The sequence below is a fragment of the Cupriavidus sp. FW305-27 genome, assembly GCF_058787995.1.
In genome coordinates this window covers 48,299-62,007 of record NZ_JBYTAG010000013.1, presented here as the reverse complement: position 1 = coordinate 62,007, position 13,709 = coordinate 48,299, and the positions used below count along the sequence as shown (strand labels likewise).

Below are 13,709 nucleotides of genomic sequence, written 5' to 3'. Positions count from 1 at the left end.
GCGACCACATCCCCCAGCCATGTCCAAGGACCCCGCGCAAGCCCGCCTGACCCGCCGCTATGTCGAAAAGCGCGAGGCCATCCTGGACGCCGCCGCGCGGCGCTTCAATCACCAGGGCGTACGGGGCACCACCTTGTCGGATGTGGCGGAGGACGTGGGCCTGAGCACCAACAGCATCACGTACTACTACCGCAAGAAGGAAGACCTGGTGGTGGCGTGCCTGCTGCGCGCCATCGGCGAGATGGTGGACATCGCCAGTGCGGCCCAGCAGCAGCCGGCGCCGCGCGAACGGGTAAAGGCCTTCATCGCGCTGTTCTTCGAGCGCCTGGCGCGCACCGCCACCGGCGAGCGGCCTGAACTGATGAGTTTTCGCGAGATCCGGGCGCTGCCGGACAGCCATGCCGATATCGCATTCGACGCCTACACCGACATGTTCCGCCGCATCCGCCAGCTGCTGCGCGAGCGCCCGCCGGCCGATCCGGCGCAGCGCAGTGCGCTGAGCGCGCGCGCTCACCTGCTGCTGTCGCTGGCGACCGGCGCGATGTCGTGGGTGGAGCGCTATGAGCCCGAGGACTATCCGAAGGTGGCGCAGACCGTGGTCGACGTGCTGCTGCACGGCATTGCCGCGCCGTCGGCCCGCTGGCATGCGCAGATGGACGTATCCGCGCTGCTGCCTGCGCCGGACAGGCCCGAGACCACGCAGGAGGCGTTCCTGCGCGCCGCGACCGAGCTGCTCAACGAGCAGGGCTATCGCGGCGCGTCGGCCGACCGCATCTCGGCGCGGCTGAACCTGACCAAGGGCGCGTTCTATCACCACAACGAGAACAAGGACGACCTGATCTCGGCCTGCGTCGACCGCATGTTTGCAGTGATCCGCAATACCCAGACGCTGGTGGAGAACGGCCCGGGCACTGGCTGGGACAAGCTGTGCGCGGTGTCGCGGGCGCTGGTGCAATACCAGTTCTCCAGCCAGGGGCCGCTGCTGCGCCTGACCATCTATGGCGCGCTGCCCGAGGACATGCGCAAGGAGAAGATGCTGACCATGAGCCGGCTGTCGGCGCGGATCGTGCGCTTCCTGGTGCTGGGCATGCAGGATGGCTCGATCCGGGCACTGGACCAGTCCATTGCCGCGCTGCAGGTCAACGGCATGATCAATGCCGCGGTGGAGTTGTCCCGCTGGGTGCGCGATGCCCATGCGGACAACGCCGCTGACCTGTTCGTGCGGCCGTTGCTGATGGGGATCCTCTCGGAGCCCTGAGCGCTAGCACACGCTCAAGTGTAGAGGTGGCAGGCCACCATCTGGCCATCCGGCTGCGCCAGCAGCGCCGGGTCTTCGCTGCGGCAACGCGCCATCGCCACCGGGCAGCGGGTATGGAAGCGGCATCCCGACGGCGGATTCATCGGGCTCGGCACCTCGCCCTGCAGCACGATGCGCTTGCGGCTGCGCTCGCCTTCCACGCTGGCCACCGGCACCGCCGACAGCAGCGCCTGGGTGTAGGGATGGCGGGGGCGGGCGTAGAGCGCCTCGCGGCTCGCGATCTCGACGATGCGGCCCAGGTACATCACCGCGATGCGGTCGCTGATATGCCGCACCACGGCCAGGTCGTGCGCGATGAACAGGTAGGACAGGCCAAGCCGCCGCTGCAGCGACATCAGCACGTTGACCACCTGCGCCTGGATCGACACGTCGAGCGCCGACACCGGCTCATCGCAGACGATGACGCTGGGCCCGAGCGCCAGCGCGCGGGCGATGCCGATGCGCTGGCGCTGCCCGCCGGAGAACTCGTGCGGGTAGCGGTCCGCCATATAGGGCAGCAGCCCGACCATGTCCAGCAACTCCGCCACGCGCGCGCGGCGGGCGCTGCGACCGCCGGGGAAATCATGCACCTCCAGCGGTTCGCTGATGATGTCGCTGACCTTCATGCGCGGGTTCAGGGAGCCGAAGGGATCCTGGTAGACCATCTGCACGCTGCGCCGGAATTGCTGCTCCTGCGCCCGCGTGAAGCTGGCCAGGTCGGCGCCGCGGAAGGCGATGCGTCCGGCGCTGGCGGCCAGCATCTTGAGGATGGCAAGCCCGGTGGTGGACTTGCCGCAGCCGCTTTCGCCGACCAGGCCCAGGGTCTCGCCACGGCGCAGCGTGAATGACACGCCGTCGACCGCCCTGACCGAGCCCACCTGGCGCTTGAGCAGCACGCCGCGCGTGACCGGGAAATGCACCTTGAGGTCGTCGATGCGCAGGATCTCATCGCCACTCTGCACGTCGGCCCGCACGTCATGCTGCATGCCCGCCTGCACACCGCCGTTGCCCGTTGCCGGCTCCGCTATCGCTTCAATGGAGTTCATGGAGGAAGCACGCCTTGAAATGTTGGTCGGAAAGCTGCCGCGTGGCCGCGTCCGGCACGCCGAGCAACGGCGGCCGGGCGCTGCGGCACTGGTCGATCGCCTGCTTGCAGCGCGGCAGGAAGGCGCAGCCCGGGCCCAGCGCAGTCAGGTCGGGCGGCTGGCCTTCGATGGGAACCAGCGGCTCCCGGGTGTCGCCGTCAATGCGCGGCACGGAGGCCATCAGCCCGCGTGTGTAGGGGTGGGCGGGCTGCCGGTACAGGGCCTCGGCGGAGGCGGTTTCCACCAGCCTGCCGCCGTACATCACGGCAACCCGGTCGGCATAGCGCGCCACCACGCCCAGGTCATGCGTGATCAGGATCAGTGCCGTGCCCATGCGCTCGGCCAGGTCCTTCAGCAGGTCCAGGATCTGGGCCTGCACGGTGACGTCGAGCGCGGTGGTGGGCTCGTCGGCGATGATCAGCCGCGGCTCGCAGGCCAGCGCCATGGCAATCATCGCGCGCTGCCGCATGCCGCCCGAAAACTGGTGCGGATAGGCTGAAAGCCGGCTCTGGGGCTCGGGGATCTGGACCTTGCCGAGCAGCTCGCCGGCCATCCCCAGCGCGGTCTTCCAGGGCAGTCCGCGATGCAGGTGGATGGGCTCGGCAATCTGCTTGCCGATGGTGAGCGCCGGGTTCATCGACGACATCGGCTCCTGGAAGATCATCGCGATCCGGTTGCCGCGGATGGCACGCATGCCGCGGGGGCCGAGCCTGAGCAAGTCCTGGCCCTCGAACACGATCTCGCCGGAGTCGATCGAACCGCCCGGGGCGGGGATCAGGCCCAGTATCGACAGCGCCGTCACGCTCTTGCCCGAGCCGGATTCGCCGACGATGGCCAGGGTCTCGCCCGGGGCCACGTCGAACGAGACCTGGTCGACCGCGGTCACCACGCCGCGATCGGTGCGAAAGCGCGTGGTGAGGTCCCTGACCTGCAGGATGGGCTGCGTCATGCGTGTCTCCTCGGGTGGCGCGGCTCAGAAGCCAAGCTTCTTCTTCATGTCCTGGTCGATCCACATGCGTGCATAGATCGGCCCGGGCCGCACCGCGCCCGCGCGCAGCTCGCCGCCGTAGTTGCGCACCCATGGCCACCAGGCGGTGTACATGTAGGGCGTGGGCAGCCAGATATAAGGCGCCTCGGCCAGGATGTCGCGCGTCAGCCCGCGCAGCGCTTCCTGCCGCTTGCCGAGATCGCGCAGCTCAAAGGCGGCTTCGACCCGCTTCGTGTAAGCGTCGTTGCCCCACTGCGCGGCGTTCCATACCTGTCCCGGCACGAAGCTCTTGCGGATCGTGGTGGTGGGATTGGTATGGCCGTTGGCCATCATGTAGCCGGGCGCATTGGTCCGCGTCGTCATCGCGGACAGGAATGCGCCGTACTCCATCGGCTGGATCTCGATGCGCACATTGACCTGTTCCAGGTACGCGGCAATCAGCGGCAGCAGCTCCATATGGTCCGGCGCGCAGGCGCATACCTGCACCTTGAACTTGAAGCCCTTGGGGTAGCCGGCCTCGGCCAGCAGCTTGCGGGCCTTGTCGGGGTTGTAGGTGAAGAGCTCCTTCACGTTCTCAGGCATGGCGCTGAGCGGCTCGAAGTAGCCCTCGTAGTCCGGGTGCTGCGGATAGGCAAACAGCTCCGCGTTGCCGCCGTAGTACTGCTTGACGATCTCCTGCTTGTTGACCGCCATGTTGAGCGCGCGGCGCACGCGGATATCGTTGAAGGGCTTGGTGTCCACGCGCATGGCCAGGTATTGCCCGGTGAAGGACAGCCAGCGCGACCACTGCAGCTGCGGCGCGCTCTTCTTCAGCTCTTCCACCGAGGTCCAGCGTATGCCTTCCATGACGTCGAGCTTGCCCGTGCGCAGCATGGTGTTGCGCGTGGCTTCATCCTTGATGGTGCGCAGTACCATCTTGTCGACGAAGGGCAGCTTGAAATCCTTGCTGCCCACCTTCTCGGTATCCCAGTACAAGGCGTTGCGCGTATAGGTGCTGGCGTTGCCCTGCACGAACTGGGTCAGCTGGAACGGGCCGCTGCCATTGACGTGCTTCCAGTTGCCGGCGCCGGCGGTGGCCACCTCCTTCGGCATGATGCCGGAGTAGTAGCCCCAGCCGAAGCGGTAGTCCCACTCGGCGTTGTACTTGCTGAAGCGGAACAGCACCGTATGCTTGTCCTTCGCTTCCACCTTGGCCAGGTGGTCGAAATAGGTGGGGATCTTCTTCGCGCTTTCGGCCTGGCGCGTGTAGCTGAAGACCACGTCGTCCGCCACCAGTTCGCGCTCTTCCATCACGCCGGGCTTGGCCGGGAACCTGACGCCCTTGCGCAGCCTGACTTCCAGCGTCTGCGGATCGAGCCACTTCCAGCTTTCGGCCAGTTCGCCGCGGATGGCGTCCTCGGGCAGCCACGCGTCGGCCTGGAAGCTGTACTTGCCGCCGAGGCGCCTGGACTTGGACAGGTCGGCCACGAACAGCTGCTCGTAGACCTGGCCGGTGTCGTAGTTCTGCTTCCAGTTCCAGTCGGCGAGGTCCCATGACAGTGCCGAGATGGTCGGGTAGACCGAGCCGATCTCCAGCGTGCCGCCGTATTTGGGCGCGTCGCTCTGCGCGTTGGCCGTGGCCGCGCACAATGCGAGCACCACGCCCGCCAACATCGAGGATGCCTGTGTGTTCAAACCGAAGCCCTCCGTGGTCGACTGCCGTTGGCCCGGCGGCATCGCCGCCGGGAGATTCCGTGCCCCACCGCGCTAGCGGCAGGGGACTGCAATTCGGGACAGGTGCTAGCGTGTGCCGCGCATGCGCGGGTCCAGCAGGTCGCGCAGGGCGTCGCCGTAGATGTTGATCGCGTAGACCACGATGGTGAGGCAGATGCCCGGCGCCAGCGCCAGCCAGGGGCCCTGGAACATGAAGGTGCGCCCATCGCCGGACAGCATGCCGCCCCAGGTCGGCGCGGGCGGCGGCACGCCCAGGCCCAGGAAGGACAGGCCCGATTCCGCCAGGATTGCCGTGCCGACCCGGGTGGTGAACAGCACGATCACCGGGGGCAGCACATTGGGCAGGATATGGCGCCACAGGATGCGCGTGGTGGACGCGCCCATCGACTGCGCGGCGTGGACATACATGTTCTCGCGCACCGAGACCACCGCGCTGCGCACGATGCGCGAGCCGCCGATGCCAAGCAGCAGCCCCAGCGTGCAGACGATCTGCCAGCTGCCCGGGCCCAGCACCGAGACCACCACGATCAGGATCACGAGGTCCGGGAAGCTCATCCAGGCATCGACCATGCGCTGCACGATCAGGTCCAGCTTGCCGCCGAGGTAGCCGGTCAGGATGCCGAGCAGCACCGAGATCGCCGTGGCCAGCGTGGCCGCGCTCAGGCCGATCACCACCGACAGCTGCGCGCCGTACAGGCAGCGCGACAGCATGTCGCGGCCAAGGTTGTCGGTGCCGAACGGATGCGCCCAGGAGGGCGCCTGCAGCCGCTGCAGCATGCTGATCTCGTTCATGCCGTACGGCGCCAGCAGGTCGGCGAACACGCCGCAGAACAGGAAGATGGCGCAGATGACGGCGCCGGCGGCGCCCAGCGGCTTGTCGCGGAACAGCCGCCTGAGCAGCCCGCGGCCGGGCACGGCGCGCCGGACCGGTGCGGCAGCGGCCGCGGGGGCGGCGGGATTGGGGTGCAGGGCGGGCTTGGCCATCAGCGGTGCCTCACTTTCGGATCGAACAGCCCGTAGCTCAGGTCGACGAGCAGGTTGATCAGCATCACCGCGACACCCACCACCAGGAATACGCCGGTGATGACCGGATAGTCGCGCTGGTGCACGGCGTCGAGCAGCAGCAGGCCCATGCCGGGCAGCGCGAAGATCTGCTCGATGATGACCGCGCCGCCGATCAGCAGCGGCGCCTGCAGCCCGATCAGCGTCACCACCGGGATCAGCGCATTGCGCAAGGCGTGGCGCAGCACCACCAGGCGCTCGCTCAGGCCCTTGGCCCAGGCCGTGCGGATATAGTCCTGGCGCAGCACCTCCAGCATCATGGTGCGCGTCATGCGCATGGTGATGGCGGACAGCGCCATGCCCAGCACGATGGCGGGGATCAGCATGTTGCGCACATGCTGCACCGGGTCTTCATGGAAGGGCACGTAGCGGGCCTCGGGCGACCAGCCCCACCAGACCGACGGGAACACCATCACCATGGTGCCTAGCCAGAAGCTGGGGATGGCCAGCATCAGGATGGAGAACGAGCGCGCGATATAGTCGGCGGCGCTGTCCTGGCGGATGGCCGACAGCACGCCGATCGGCAGCGCCACCGACAGCGCCACCACCAGCGCGATCACGCCCAGCGAGAAGGTGGCGGGAATGCGCGCGGTCACCATCGACAGCACCGGCTCGCCCTGCCACAGCGACTGGCCCAGGTCGCCGCGCAGCACGATGCCGCCGACCCAGTGCACATACTGCTGCCACATCGGGCGGTCCATGCCGAGGGCGCGGACCAGGTCTTCACGGGTACGGGTATCGGCGCTGATGTCGTTCTGGCTCAGCATCAGGTCGACCACATCGCCCGGCACCATGCGCACGATGGTGAAGACGATCAGGCTGGCAAACAAGAGCGTGGGAATCAGCGCCAGCAGCCGGCGCAGCACGTAGGCGCTCATCGCAGCCCTGCCTTGGCGCGGCTAGCCGAAACGGAAGATACCGGCAACACGAATCTGCATGATGCTTGGTACATGTCGTCTCCTGTCTCCCGATCCCCTTGCATCCGCCAGCACCGGATCATGCTGCTGGGGGGGTGATTTCTTGATATTGCGCCAGTGGCGAAATACCGTTGCGGGTGGTCTTGCGAGGCCGTGATCCCAGCATACTGATCGTTCGAAACGAAAACAACCCGATTGCCGCGCGGAAAAGCTAGTGGTTTTCCATGGTCCCGCGGCGGTGTGCGGGACGCGCCGGCTAGTAGCCGCGCAGCGTCGCCCAGCGCTGCAACTGGACGTTGGTATCGCCGAGCAGTTCCTGGGCGGTGCGTGCCCGCTTCATGAAGAAGCCGATCTCCAGCGCGTCGGTCATGCCGATGCCGCCATGCATCTGCACGCCCTCCTGCACGGCCAGAGTCGCGGTGGTGCCAGCGCGCGCCTTGGCCACGCAGACCAGGCCGGCGGTGTCGTCCGTGCCGGCATCGAGCCGCTGCTGGCACTGCAGCACGGCGGCGCGGGTGATCTCGATCTCGGTGAACAGGTGCGCGGCGCGGTGCTGCAGCGCCTGGTACTCGCCGATGATGTGGCCGAACTGGCGGCGCTCCTTCAGGTAGGCAAGCGTGCGGTCGAAGGTTTCGTCGGCGATGCCGAGCAGTTCGGATGCCAGCACGGCGCGGCCCACGTCCAGCACGCGCTCCAGCATGGCGGCGCCATTGCCGGGGGTGCCCAGCACAGCGGCGGCCGGCAGCCGGACCTCGCGCAGGGTCACGCGCGCCGCATTGGTGGCGTCGGCCATGACCGTGCGCTCGATCGAGAGGCCGGCGCTGCCGGCGGGCACCAGGAAGAGCGTGATGCCGTCGCGGTCGTCGCGCGCGCCGGCGGTGCGCGCCGCCACGATCAGGGTGTCGGCGACGTGGCCATCGACGACAAAGACCTTGTCGCCATCGAGGCGGAAGCCGTCGCCGTCGGCGCTTGCGCGCAGGGCATGGCGCGTGGGCCGGTGCCTGGCGCTCTCTTCCAGTGCCAGCGCGGTCAGGTGCTGGCCGGCGGCGATGGCGGGCAGCATCGCCGTGCGCTGCGCATCGCTGCCGTAGTGGCTGAGCAGCGCCGCGCCCAGCACGGCGGTGGACAGGAATGGCGAGGGCGCCAGCGTGCGCCCGATCGCTTCCATGATGACGCCGGCCTCCACTACGCCCAGGCCGCTGCCGCCATATTGCTCGGGCACCAGCACGCCGGCGAAGCCGAGTTCAGCGAGCTGCTGCCACAAGGCGCGGGAGAAGCCGGTCTCGTCGCGGGTATCGCGCAGCGTGCGCAGCGCGGAGATCGGGGCGGATTCGCGCAGGAAGGTCAGGGCGCTGTCGCGCAGCATTTCCTGCGTCTGGTTCAGTACGATGGGCATGGGCGGACTCGTGTCTGGGTACGGGGCAGCGGGGGAAGCGCACGGGGCCGGGCTCAGGCGCCCGGCAGGCCGAGCAGGCGCTTGGCGACGATGTTGAGCTGGACCTCGCTGGTGCCGCCCTCGATCGAGTTCGCCTTGCTGCGCAGCCACGCGCGTGCCAGCGCGCCCTGCTGGCTGCGCTCGCTTTCCCATTCCAGCGCGTCGCTGCCGCCGATCGACATCAGCAGCTCGTAGCGGCGCTTGTTCAGTTCCGCGCCGTAGTACTTGAGCACCGACGAGAACGCCGCGATGCCCTCGCCCTGGCGGGCCAGGTCGCGCACCCGCTCGCCGGCCGCGGCAAAGGCGGCTTCGTCGATCTCGAACTGTGCGACGTGTGCGCGCAGCATCGGCTCGTCGAGCCGGCCGGCGGCGTCCAGCCCGATGGCCTTTGCCGCATGCGCGCCAAGCGGCTGCCGCATGCCGCGGCTGCCGATGGCGCTGATCATCTCGCGCTCGTGGGTGAGCAGGTACTTGGCAATCTCCCAGCCGCCGTTGAGCTCGCCGACCAGCTGTGCGCGCGGCACCGCGACGTCGTCGAAGAAGGTCTCGCAGAAGGGGGATTTGCCGGAGATCAGCAGGATGGGCCGGGTCGTCACACCCGGCGTTTCCATGTCGAACAGCAGGAAGCTGATGCCGGTGTGCTTTTGCGCCGCAGCATCGGTGCGCACCAGGCAGAAGATCCAGTCGGCCTGGTCGGCATAGGACGTCCACACCTTCTGGCCGTTGACCAGGAAATGATCGCCGCGGTCCTCGGCGCGGGTCTGCAGCGCGGCCAGGTCGGAACCGGCGTTGGGCTCGGAGTAGCCCTGGCACCAGCGGATTTCGCCGCGGGCGATGCGGGGCAGGTGCTCGCGCTTCTGGGCTTCGGTGCCGTACCTGAGCAGGGCGGGGCCAAGCATGGAGATGCCGAAACTCTGCAGCGGCACGCGGCAGCCGAGCCGGGCCATTTCCTCGCGCAGCACCTTGGCCTGCTCGCGCGCCAGGCCGGCGCCGCCGTATTCCGTGGGCCATTCGGGCACGGTCCAGCCCTTGTCGGCCATGCGGCCAAGCCACTGGCGCTGGGCCTCGGACTGGAAGCGGAACCTGCGCCCGCCCCAGCAGATGTCGTCTTCGTTGCGCACCGGCTGCCGCATCTCGGCCGGACAGTTCTGCTCCAGCCAGGCGCGCGCTTGCTGCCGGAAGGTCTCCAACTCGTCCACGCGTGTCTCCTTGTGCTCAGGTGCCTTTCGCTGGACGCCTCTTTCTCTGGCGCGCTGCCGGTGAGGTCGCCCGCACCTGGCTGGTCGGCCAGGCGGCGTATCCCGTTATACAAGTCGCATCTGGCAGCGTCAATACTCAATTACCTAAAATGGATGTGGCGGGAGCAGCGGCCGGATCTCCGATGTGCGTGCATTGCAGGCCATGGGTCATGTCTGAGGTTGCGCTGCAGCACGAAAAATCCGAGGAAATAAGCGGTAAATCGACGTAGCCACCCAGTGAAAGGAAGGCCGGTCGTTGAAGATGTTTCCTGTGGTAGCATCCATTCAAAACATACTGTTATCACTAAAAAACGGGATACGCCGGTTGCGTGCGATGCCGGACAGGCAGCTTGCCAACGCAGACCGGTGCCATAGGGAGACCAAGCCGTGCCCGTCGTCATGCCTTCGCTCGACCAGCGAACCGTTTCGTATCCCGGTGCCCGGGCGCCGGACCGCGTGCGCTGGGTGGATTCAGGCGGCACAGGTCTCGGCGCATGACAGGCGAGCGGACCCCCGAGCGGGTAGCCGGCCCCGACGAGGGGCCTGACCTGAGCGCGCATGAGCAGGCTGAGCGGTGCTATCTCCAGCATGTCGACCAGCACCTGCCGCGCAACGCCCGCGCGTACCTGGCGCACGGCATGCTGGGCATGACCGGGTTCCGGCTGGTGACCGCGCCCACCTTCGTGCCGGCCTACCTGTACCTGCTGTCCGGCTCCAAGCTGACTGTCGGCATCGTGCTGTCCGCGCAATATGCGGGCATGGCCGCGTCGTCGATCTGGGGCGCCACGCTGATCGAGCACCGCCCGCGCGTCTTGCCGCTGATCTATCTGGTGGGCTGGCTGGTGCGCGCGCAGATCCTGGGGCTGGCGCTGTCGGCGCTGTGGCTGTCGGGCGAGGCGGCGCTGGTCGCGGCGGGCATCTTCCTGCTGCTGTTCGGGCTGCTCAACGGCGTGCAGAACGTCAGCTTCAACTACCTGACCTCCAAGATCATCCCACTGGCGCGCCGCGGCCGGCTGACCGCGCTGCGCAATTTCTGCGGCGGGCTCACCGCGGCCGCGGTGGCGTGGCTGGGCGGGCGCTACCTGGTGGGCAACCAGGTGCTGGGCAACGGCTATGCCGCCACCTTCCTGGCGGCCTTTGTGCTGACCAGCATCGGCATTTCAGCGCTCACGCAGATGCGCGAGCCGACCCTGCACGACGTGCGCCTGCCGGCGGGCTTCCTGCGCCGCCTGGCCGAGGTGCCGGCGCTGCTGCGTGCGGACCGCGATTTCGTGCGCTTTTTCGTGGCGCGCGCGCTGGTGGCGTCCGGCATGATGGCGATGCCGTTCTATGCGATCTATGCCGGCACCCATATCGACCTGTCCGGTGCGGTGCTGGGCTACATGAGCCTGGCCTACCTGCTGGCGCAGACCACCAGCAGCCTGGCCTGGGGCCGCATCGCCGACCGCCACGGCTACCGGCTGGTGTTCCTGGCCAGCATCGCGCTGTGGGTGGCGGCAACGCTGCTGCTGTTGTGCGGCACCACGCTGCCCGGCGTCCTGCTTGCCTTCTGTGGGCTGGGGGCCGCCTTTGGCGGCTTCTTCATCTCGGCTGACAACCTCGTGATGGAGTTCGGCAGCCGCAAGGACCGGCCCATGCTGCTGGCGGTGTCCGATACCGCCACCTACGCGATGATGGCCATCGGCCCGGTCTGCGGCGGCCTGCTGGCCCAGGGCGTGCGCTTCTGGGTGGTGTTCGCGCTCGCCATCGTGGTCAAGTGCGCCGCCTTCGTGCTGGCCCTGCGCATTGTCGACCCGCGCCGGCGCAGGGCGGCGCTTGAGCATCCGCCGGGCCTGCACCGGCACCCCACACCGATTCAATCCAGGAGAACCGATCCATGACCGCCATCAACGCCGTGACCGACCTCACGGTGGACGCCGACATCGCCGTCCTGAGCCTCGACTCGCCCCCCGTCAATGCACTGTCCGCCGCCGTGCGCAGCGGCATCCGCGACGGCATGGCGCGCGCGCTCGCCGACGATGCCGTCAAGGCCGTGGTGCTGATCTGCGCCGGCAAGACCTTTGTCGCGGGCGCGGACATCACCGAGTTTGGCAAGCCGCCGGCGGGCCCGTCGCTGGCGGAGGTGCAGGCCATGATCGAGGACGCGCCCAAGCCGGTGGTGGCTGCCATCCACGGCACCGCGCTCGGCGGCGGGCTGGAGCTGGCGCTGGTGTGCCACTACCGCATTGCCACGCGCTCGGCAAAGTGCGGGCTGCCGGAAGTCAATCTCGGCCTGCTGCCGGGGGCGGGCGGCACCCAGCGGCTGCCGCGTATCGTGGGCCCGGAACAGGCGCTGGAGATGGTCACCTCGGGCACGCACGTGGCGGCCAGCGCAGCGGCGGAGATGGGTCTGGTCGACCTGCTGACCGATGACGCCTCGTTGCGTGCCGACGCGGTGGCGTTCGCACGCAAGGTGGTGGCCGAGAAGCGGCCCCTGCGCAAGGTGCGCGAATCCGATGACAAGGTGGCGGCCGCGCGCGGCAAGCCGGAACTGTTCGCTGCCTTCCGCAAGGCCAATGCGCGGCGCTTTCGCGGCTTCGATGCGCCCGAGTTCAATATCCGCTGCATCGAGGCGGCGGTGGAGCTGCCATTCGAAGCCGGCCTGAAGCGCGAGCGCGAGCTGTTCACCGAACTGCTCAACGGCACGCAGTCGGCGGCCCAGCGCTACTACTTCTTTGCCTCGCGCCAGGTATGGAACGTGCCGGATGTGGGAGCCGACACGCCCGCCCTTGCGGTCAGGCGCATCGGCATCGTCGGCGCGGGCACCATGGGCGGCGGCATCGCCATGAACTTCCTCAACGCCGGCTATCCGGTGACCATCGTCGAGTCCTCGCAGCAGGCGCTGGACCGCGGCCTGAAGACGATCCGGGCCAACTACGACAACACCGCGCGCAAGGGGCGCCTGAGCGCGGCCGATGTCGAGGCCCGCATGGCGCTGCTCACGCCCACGCTGGACCTGCAGCTGCTGGCCGATGCCGACCTGATCATCGAAGCGGTGTTCGAGAACATGGAGGTCAAGCAGGAGCTGTTCGGCAAGCTGGACCGGATCGCCAAAGCGGGCGCCATCCTTGCCACCAATACCTCGGCGCTGGACGTGAACGTGATCGCGGCCGCGAGCTCGCGCCCGGAGGCGGTCATCGGCCTGCATTTCTTCTCGCCCGCCAACGTGATGAAGCTGCTGGAAGTGGTGCGCGGCGACAAGACCGCAAAGCCGGTGATCCGCACCGCGATGGAACTCGCGCGCAAGATCGGCAAGGTCGCGGCGCTGGTCGGGGTATGCCCGGGTTTTGTCGGCAACCGCATGCTGGCCCAGCGCCAGCGCGAGGCCCAGAAGCTGGTGCTGGACGGGGCGCTGCCGTGGGACGTGGACCGCGTGCTGTACGACTTCGGCTTTCCGATGGGCCCCTTCGCCATGAGCGATCTCGCCGGGCTTGACCTTGGCTGGGTGCGCGAGAAGTCCAGCGGCTCGACGCTGCGCGAGGTGCTGTGCGAGATGGACCGCCGCGGGCAGAAGGCCGGCGCCGGCTACTACGACTACGACGAACAGCGCAACGCGAAGCCGTCGCCGGTGGTCGAGCAGGTCATTCGCGACTTCGCCGCGAAACAGGGCAGGAACAGCCGCGTGGTGTCGGAGCAGGAGATCCTGGAGCGCTGCATCTATCCGATGATCAACGAAGGCGCGAAGATCCTGCAGGAAGGCAAGGCGATCCGCGCCTCGGACATCGACGTGATCTGGGTGAACGGCTACGGCTGGCCGGTGTATCGCGGCGGCCCGATGTTCTATGCCGACACCATCGGGCTGGACAAGGTGCTGGCGGCGATGCGGCGCTATGAGGCGCTGTATGGCGCGGACTTCGCGCCGGCGCCACTGCTGGAGGAACTGGCGGCGCAGGGGCGCAGGTTCGCCGATCTCTAAGGCAGCAAGGGCTGCCTCG

Annotated in this window: 10 protein-coding genes; 3 read left to right on the top strand and 7 right to left on the bottom strand. The window is 68.1% G+C overall.

The features are described 5' to 3' along the window. Window positions 1–19: 19 nt before the first annotated feature. The gene (locus AC3WRI_RS08760) at window positions 20–1,258 is read left to right on the top strand and encodes a TetR/AcrR family transcriptional regulator (RefSeq protein WP_010811703.1); all 1,239 of its coding nucleotides are present in this window, start codon (window positions 20–22) and stop codon (window positions 1,256–1,258) included. 14 nt (window positions 1,259–1,272) lie between these two features. Here AC3WRI_RS08760 and AC3WRI_RS08755 read toward each other — a convergent pair whose 3' ends face one another. The 7 genes from AC3WRI_RS08755 to AC3WRI_RS08725 all read right to left on the bottom strand — a co-directional run bounded on the left by AC3WRI_RS08755 (window position 1,273) and on the right by AC3WRI_RS08725 (window position 9,696). Beyond that, on the bottom strand, window positions 1,273–2,283 hold the full coding sequence (locus tag AC3WRI_RS08755) for an ABC transporter ATP-binding protein (protein WP_492293138.1): 1,011 nt from the start codon (window positions 2,281–2,283) through the stop codon (window positions 1,273–1,275). A 46-nt stretch (window positions 2,284–2,329) separates the two neighbouring features. Continuing rightward, a complete protein-coding gene (locus AC3WRI_RS08750) occupies window positions 2,330–3,331 on the bottom strand; it encodes an ABC transporter ATP-binding protein (RefSeq protein WP_058697848.1) in 1,002 nt (333 codons plus the stop codon). 24 nt (window positions 3,332–3,355) lie between these two features. Continuing rightward, window positions 3,356–5,023, bottom strand: a complete 1,668-nt coding sequence (locus AC3WRI_RS08745; protein ID WP_010811700.1) for an ABC transporter substrate-binding protein — start codon at window positions 5,021–5,023, stop codon at window positions 3,356–3,358. A gap of 126 nt (window positions 5,024–5,149) precedes the next feature. Further along, on the bottom strand, window positions 5,150–6,067 hold the full coding sequence (locus AC3WRI_RS08740; RefSeq protein ID WP_010811699.1) for an ABC transporter permease: 918 nt from the start codon (window positions 6,065–6,067) through the stop codon (window positions 5,150–5,152). Next, a complete protein-coding gene (locus tag AC3WRI_RS08735; protein ID WP_011616772.1) occupies window positions 6,067–7,023 on the bottom strand; it encodes an ABC transporter permease in 957 nt (318 codons plus the stop codon). The genes AC3WRI_RS08740 and AC3WRI_RS08735 overlap by 1 nt, the downstream gene beginning before the upstream one ends. 295 nt (window positions 7,024–7,318) lie before the next feature. Continuing rightward, window positions 7,319–8,458 (bottom strand): acyl-CoA dehydrogenase family protein, encoded by a 1,140-nt coding sequence (locus AC3WRI_RS08730; protein ID WP_492293120.1) that lies wholly within the window; start codon window positions 8,456–8,458, stop codon window positions 7,319–7,321. A gap of 53 nt (window positions 8,459–8,511) precedes the next feature. After that, entirely contained in the window at window positions 8,512–9,696 is a 1,185-nt protein-coding gene (locus tag AC3WRI_RS08725) for an acyl-CoA dehydrogenase family protein (RefSeq protein ID WP_058697851.1), read from the bottom strand. A 533-nt stretch (window positions 9,697–10,229) separates the two neighbouring features. Here AC3WRI_RS08725 and AC3WRI_RS08720 point away from each other — a divergent pair. Further along, window positions 10,230–11,615, top strand: a complete 1,386-nt coding sequence (locus AC3WRI_RS08720; protein ID WP_011616774.1) for an MFS transporter — start codon at window positions 10,230–10,232, stop codon at window positions 11,613–11,615. Then, a complete protein-coding gene (locus AC3WRI_RS08715; RefSeq protein WP_010811694.1) occupies window positions 11,612–13,690 on the top strand; it encodes a 3-hydroxyacyl-CoA dehydrogenase NAD-binding domain-containing protein in 2,079 nt (692 codons plus the stop codon). The genes AC3WRI_RS08720 and AC3WRI_RS08715 overlap by 4 nt, the downstream gene beginning before the upstream one ends. Window positions 13,691–13,709: the final 19 nt, after the last annotated feature.